This window comes from Asanoa iriomotensis (genome assembly GCF_016862515.1).
GTDB classification, from domain to species: Bacteria; Actinomycetota; Actinomycetes; order Mycobacteriales; family Micromonosporaceae; genus Asanoa; species Asanoa iriomotensis.
This window is the reverse complement of the sequence record NZ_BONC01000149.1, coordinates 1-5,433: the sequence shown is the minus strand read 5'-3', so window position 1 is coordinate 5,433 and position 5,433 is coordinate 1. Positions and strand designations below refer to the sequence as shown.

Genomic DNA, 5,433 nt, shown 5'->3' with positions numbered 1-5,433 from the left:
GCGCTCAGCGTGGTCACCGGTTGTGCCGTCGTTCCTCTGGGTGACGACGACCCGCCACCTGACGCGGTGCTCTGCGACGTGTGGCAGGGCAGCGGCGACTTCCCGGTCGGCATCGACTGCTACGCGCCGCCGCCCGACGTCGCCGAGCCGGCCGTGGCCGCCGAGGTCGCCTCGCTGTTGCGCCGGCGGATCCTGCTGGCCGACGACACCCTGATCCCCGACCGGCACGTGCTGGCGACGGTCGACGGCACGCTGCGACCCGTACACGTGGATGTGTTCGAGACCGACGACGGCACCGCGCTGTCCAACCCGCGGACCTGCACCGGGCACGATCCGTGGTGCCGGCAGCGGGTGCCCTGCCAGCAGTCGCGGTGGATTCCGGACCAGGTGGTCCCCGGCCTGGCCGCCTGAGGTTCACCCCCGGCTACCCTGTAGAGGTCATGACTACAGGGGCCCAGGCCAGCCCGCGCACCTACCAGGTGCGGACGTACGGCTGCCAGATGAACGTGCACGACTCCGAGCGGATCTCCGGGCTGCTCGAGGCGGCCGGCTATGTCCGCGCCGAGGCGGATGACGCCGACGTGGTGGTGTTCAACACCTGTGCCGTGCGGGAAAACGCCGACAACCGCCTCTACGGCAACCTCGGCCACCTGCGCCCGGCCAAGACCCGCCGGCCCGACATGCAGATCGCGGTCGGCGGCTGCCTCGCGCAGAAGGACCGCGGCGAGATCGTCAAGAAGGCGCCGTGGGTCGACGTGGTGTTCGGCACCCACAACATCGGCTCGCTGCCGGCGATGCTCGAGCGCGCCCGGCACAACGCCGAGGCCGAGGTCGAGATCCTCGAGTCGCTCGAGGTGTTCCCGTCGACGCTGCCCGCGCGGCGCGAGTCGACGTACGCCGGTTGGGTCTCGATCTCCGTCGGCTGCAACAACACCTGCACCTTCTGCATCGTGCCGTCGCTGCGCGGCAAGGAGAAGGACCGCCGGCCGGGCGAGGTCCTGGCCGAGGTCGAGGCGCTGGTCGCCGAGGGCGTGCTCGAGGTGACGCTGCTGGGGCAGAACGTCAACTCGTACGGCGTGGAGTTCGGCGACCGGCTGGCGTTCGGCAAGCTGCTCCGCTCGGCCGGCGCCGTCGAGGGCCTCGAACGGGTCCGCTTCACCAGCCCGCACCCCAAGGACTTCACCGACGACGTGATCGCCGCGATGGCCGAGACGCCGAACGTCTGCCACTCGCTGCACATGCCGCTGCAGTCGGGCTCCGACGCGGTGCTGAAGGCGATGCGCCGGTCCTACCGGCAGGAGCGCTACCTCGGGATCATCGACAAGGTACGCGCGGCGATGCCCGACGCGGCCATCACGACCGACATCATCGTCGGCTTCCCGGGCGAGACCGAGGACGACTTCCAGCGCACGCTCGACGTGGTGCGCGCCGCCCGGTTCTCCAGCGCCTTCACCTTCCAATACTCGCCGCGCCCCGGGACCCCGGCGGCGACCATGGCCGACCAGGTGCCGAAGGCCGTGGTGCAGGACCGTTACGAACGGCTGATGCAGGTAGTCGAGGAGACCACCTGGGCCGAGAACAAGGCGCTGGTCGGCTCGACCGTCGAGGTGCTGGTCGCGGTCGGCGAGGGCCGCAAGGACGAGCGGACCGGCCGGATGTCCGGTCGGGCCCGCGACGGGCGGCTGGTGCACTTCGCGACCGATGGGCGCGACGGCATCCGGCCGGGCGACATCGTCGAGACCGTGGTGACCTACGCGGCGCCGCACCACCTCAACGCGGACGGCGACCCGCTGTCGCACCGCCGCACCCGTGCGGGTGACGCGTTCGAGGCCGGCCGGGCGCCGCGGACGCCGGGCGTCAGCCTCGGCATGCCGACCATCGGTCGGCCGCCGGTCCAGGCCGCGCCGGCTTCGGCCTGCGCCACGCACTAGACGCAAGCAACGGTCCGTTGTTAACGGTTTCCGCAGAGGAACGGTCCGTTACCAACACCTGCCGGGGATCCGGGGCGGCGGCGGGCCGTGGGATTACCCGCCGCCGCGGTCTCCGGATCAGACTCAGCAGGCCACACCGTTGAGCGCGACCGCGCCTGGTGGGGCCGCCGTGCCGTTGGCGGTGAAGCCGATCGTCACGGACGCGCCGGGTGCGAGCGCCGGGGACCAAGTCGGCGCGGCGGCCGTGACCGTCGTGCCGGACTGGGTGACGGTCGCGTTCCAGCCGCTGCCGAGCGTCACGCCGGACGGCCAGGTCCAGGTGGCCCGCCAGGGGTTGACCGAGGCGGTGCCGCGGTTGGTCACCGTCAGCTCACCCTGGAAGCCGCCCTGCCACGCGTTGGTCTGGCGATAGGCGGCGTCGCAGTCACCTTGGGCGGGTGGCGGCGTGGTAGGCCCGCCGGTCGGGCCGCCGCCGTTGCCGGTCGGCGCGATCAGGTACGGCCCGATGATCGACTGTTTCGCCTGGTTGATGGTCGTCCAGTCGTCGTTGGCGATGCCCCCCGTGTCGCCCGAGTTGGGGTTCCACGACCAGTAGGTGAACGACATCCCGTTGACGCCACTGCCCAGATAGGACATCAGGTTGGTCAGCCAGACGCGGTCCTTGGGGTCGGCCAGCGTCGTGCCGAACTCGCCGAGCATGATCGGGGCGGTGTTCTGCTTGAACAGGTAACCCCAGTACTTGTCCCAGATCCCCGGCAGGTTGGCCGGGTAGTCCGGCGCGTCGAACCAGCTCTGGTGGTAGACCGAGATCGCGTAGTCGTGCGGCGAGTAGACCAGCCGGTTGGCGACCGACAGCCGCACCGGGAACTGGCCGGCCTTGCTGAGGTTGCCGCCCCACCAGCCGCAGTCCTCGTCGTTGCTCGGATCGCCATCCCACACATTGGACAGTCCGCCGCTCGGGCAGCTCACGCCCTCGACGAAGATGAGCCAGTTGGGCTGCACGCCGAGGATGGCGTTGCCCGCGCGCTCGGCGGCGAGCCGCCAGTCCCGGGCGGTGTCGCCGCAGCCCCAGCAGGCGCCGGTCGCGGCCGGGTTGGTGCCTTCGGCGTGCGGCTCGTTGTGCAGGTCGGCGCCGATCACGGTGGGGTTGTTGGCATAGCGTTGGGCCAGCGTGCGCCAGTCGTTGATCCAGGTGCTCTCCGGCACCGCGGCCGTGTACCAGAGCGCCGTCTGCTGTGCGCTGGTCGGCCGGTGACGGTCGAGGATCACCCGCATGCCTTTGCTTCCGGCGTACGCGATGACCTTGTCCAGAATCTGCAGTGGTGAGTTGCCGACCAGGTCGGGGTTGACGAAGTCGTTGATCCCGGTGGCGGTCGCGCCGGCCTTGAGCGCGTCGTTGGAATAGGGGATGCGCAGCGTGTTGTAACCGAGGTTGGCCATCGTGTCGATCTGGTTGCGCCACGGGTTGCTCGACCACAGGCCGTGGAAGGTCCTGTTGTCGGTCTCCATGCCGAACCAGTTGATCCCGGTGAGCCGCACGGTCGCGCCGGTGCTGTCGACAATCTTGTTGCCGCTCGTGCGGAGGTAACCGGTGCCGGTGCCGGCGGCTTGGGCCGGCGCGCTCGTCAACGCGACGCCGACGAGGACGGTCGCGGCCGCGACCACAATCGCGATCAGCGCGCCGCGGACAGGTTTGCGTTGCATGTGCCAGGGCTCCATTTCATGGGGACGAGATCCCGCGCGCGCTCGTCGCGCGGCGCGTGCCCTGGCTCCGCGCCCATTCTGATCGCGGTCGATGGCCCGGGTCAAGGTCCCGGTAGGATCCGCTCCGTGCAAGATCTGGAATGCCCGTGCGTCATCTGCGGCGGTGTCCGCCGCGGCCGCGACGCCGACACGATCGCGACGGTCGAGAAACACGGCTGGTGCGTGCTGCGGGTGCCGGGCACGGTCGACTTCGCCTACACGGTCGGTCTCTGGCATTCGTTCCAGATGCCGGAGATGGTGATGTTCGGCCTGGCCGGCGAGCACATGCAGCTGTGGCTCAACGCCTGTGTGGACCGTCTACGCGAGACCGGCTGGCCGGCCGCCGAGGCACCGTTCACGGGCGTGATCGAGGGCCACTCGACGATGCTGCGCCCGGTCGACGAGTCGTGGCGGGACGCGCTGTTCGGCACGGCCTACCGTTTCTATCGCGGCTGGTCGGTCCCGGTCTGGCAACTGGTCTGGCCGGACGCGGCGGGCCGCTGGCCCTGGAACGACGAGGCGACGGTGAGCAGCCGGACCCGGCAGGCGTTCGCGTGGCTGCCGGTGTCCGCGCATCCCCGCGGAAGCTGGCGCTTGGTCGGCACCTACGCGTCTGGCTTCCCCCTTCCTGCCGAGCCGGACAGCTGGACGCTGACGACCCGCTCACTGTTGACCGGCGAGAGGTCGCCGGCACTGGTCGCTTTCGACGAGGACGCCTTCGACATCCTCGACACCCGCGGCTACGAGGCCGACGACCTGTGCCTGGGCTACCTGGGCCACGCGGTCGAACAGCACCCGACACTGAGCGCGCTGGCGGACCTGTCCCCGGGCCAGGTCGCCACCCTCAGCTCCGACGGTGACTGGCAGCGCGACCCGGTGTCCGCGGCCCAGCGGGCAGCGAGCACCGCCGCCTGGCAGAACGGCCAACCACTGCGCATCACCACCTGAGGCGCCGACTTCGCGGGCGATGCCAACCGCGTGTGCCTCGGCGCTACCGCAGGCCTTCGTCACCAACAGCCGGGCCGCTGGCCCGCCTCGCGATGACCCTGCGCGGCTGGCCCGGCTTGCGGTGAGAATGCGCGGCTGGCCTGGCTTGCGGTGAGGCTGCGCTGGCCTGGCTCGCGGTGAGGCCGCGCGGCTGGCCCGCCTCGCGGTGAGAATGCGCGGCTGGCCCGCCTCGCGGTGAGAATGCGCGGCTGGCCTGGCTCGTGGTGAGACCGCGCGGCTGGCCCGGCTCGCGGTGAGACCGCGCCCCTGGCCCGGCTCGCCGGGAAGTTGCGCTGCAGGCCGTGTCTGACCCCGCGTTGACCTCCCTGGACCGCGGCATCGATCAGGCCGCTATAGCTCCTCCGGAGCAGGCCCAGATAGAGATTCGACCTTGGGGCGGCTGCGCGGCGTCGGCGCGGGTCGGCCTCGGCCCTGGCGCAGCTTGGAACTGGATTTGCCCTGCCGCACAGGCACGTCGTGTCTCATGCCCGGGAGTGTGTCAGCCACCACCGACAGTTTTGGCCGCGGACCTGGCAGGGCCGGGCCCGCCAGGGACCGGGCCGTTGTCCGGCGGGAGCAACGGTCCGGACCACCGCGGACCCGGGAAATCGGCCTTTGTCCGATTTGGACCTTGCGCTTAGTTGGCCTGTTCGGCGAGGTTCAGGAACTGCCGCTTCTGGTTGAGGGCGTTCTCCGCTTCGCGGATGCGCTTGGCGTCGCCCGCGTGGCGGGCGCGCTCGAGGCGCTGCTCGGCCTCGGCCACCTGCTCCCG

At 70.8% G+C, this 5,433-nt stretch carries 4 protein-coding genes and 1 pseudogene; 3 read left to right on the top strand and 2 right to left on the bottom strand.

Annotated features, from left to right (window positions below; all coding sequences use genetic code 11):
• The coding region (locus tag Air01nite_RS40365) for a hypothetical protein (protein WP_203708765.1) at window positions 1-411 on the top strand (411 nt) is incomplete at its 5' end.
• Between the two features lie 29 nt (window positions 412-440).
• On the top strand, window positions 441-1,931 hold the full coding sequence (gene miaB, locus Air01nite_RS40360; protein WP_203708763.1) for a tRNA (N6-isopentenyl adenosine(37)-C2)-methylthiotransferase MiaB: 1,491 nt from the start codon (window positions 441-443) through the stop codon (window positions 1,929-1,931).
• A gap of 123 nt (window positions 1,932-2,054) precedes the next feature.
• Here miaB and Air01nite_RS40355 read toward each other — a convergent pair whose 3' ends face one another.
• Window positions 2,055-3,635, bottom strand: a complete 1,581-nt coding sequence (locus Air01nite_RS40355; RefSeq protein WP_203708761.1) for a cellulase family glycosylhydrolase — start codon at window positions 3,633-3,635, stop codon at window positions 2,055-2,057.
• Between the two features lie 126 nt (window positions 3,636-3,761).
• Here Air01nite_RS40355 and Air01nite_RS40350 point away from each other — a divergent pair, with 126 nt between their 5' ends.
• Window positions 3,762-4,622, top strand: a complete 861-nt coding sequence (locus Air01nite_RS40350; RefSeq protein ID WP_203708759.1) for a DUF4262 domain-containing protein — start codon at window positions 3,762-3,764, stop codon at window positions 4,620-4,622.
• Window positions 4,623-5,298: 676 nt separating this feature from the next.
• On the opposite strand, the pseudogene Air01nite_RS41490 reads toward Air01nite_RS40350, so the two are convergent.
• A pseudogene (locus Air01nite_RS41490) lies at window positions 5,299-5,433 on the bottom strand (DUF349 domain-containing protein); the annotation flags it as partial.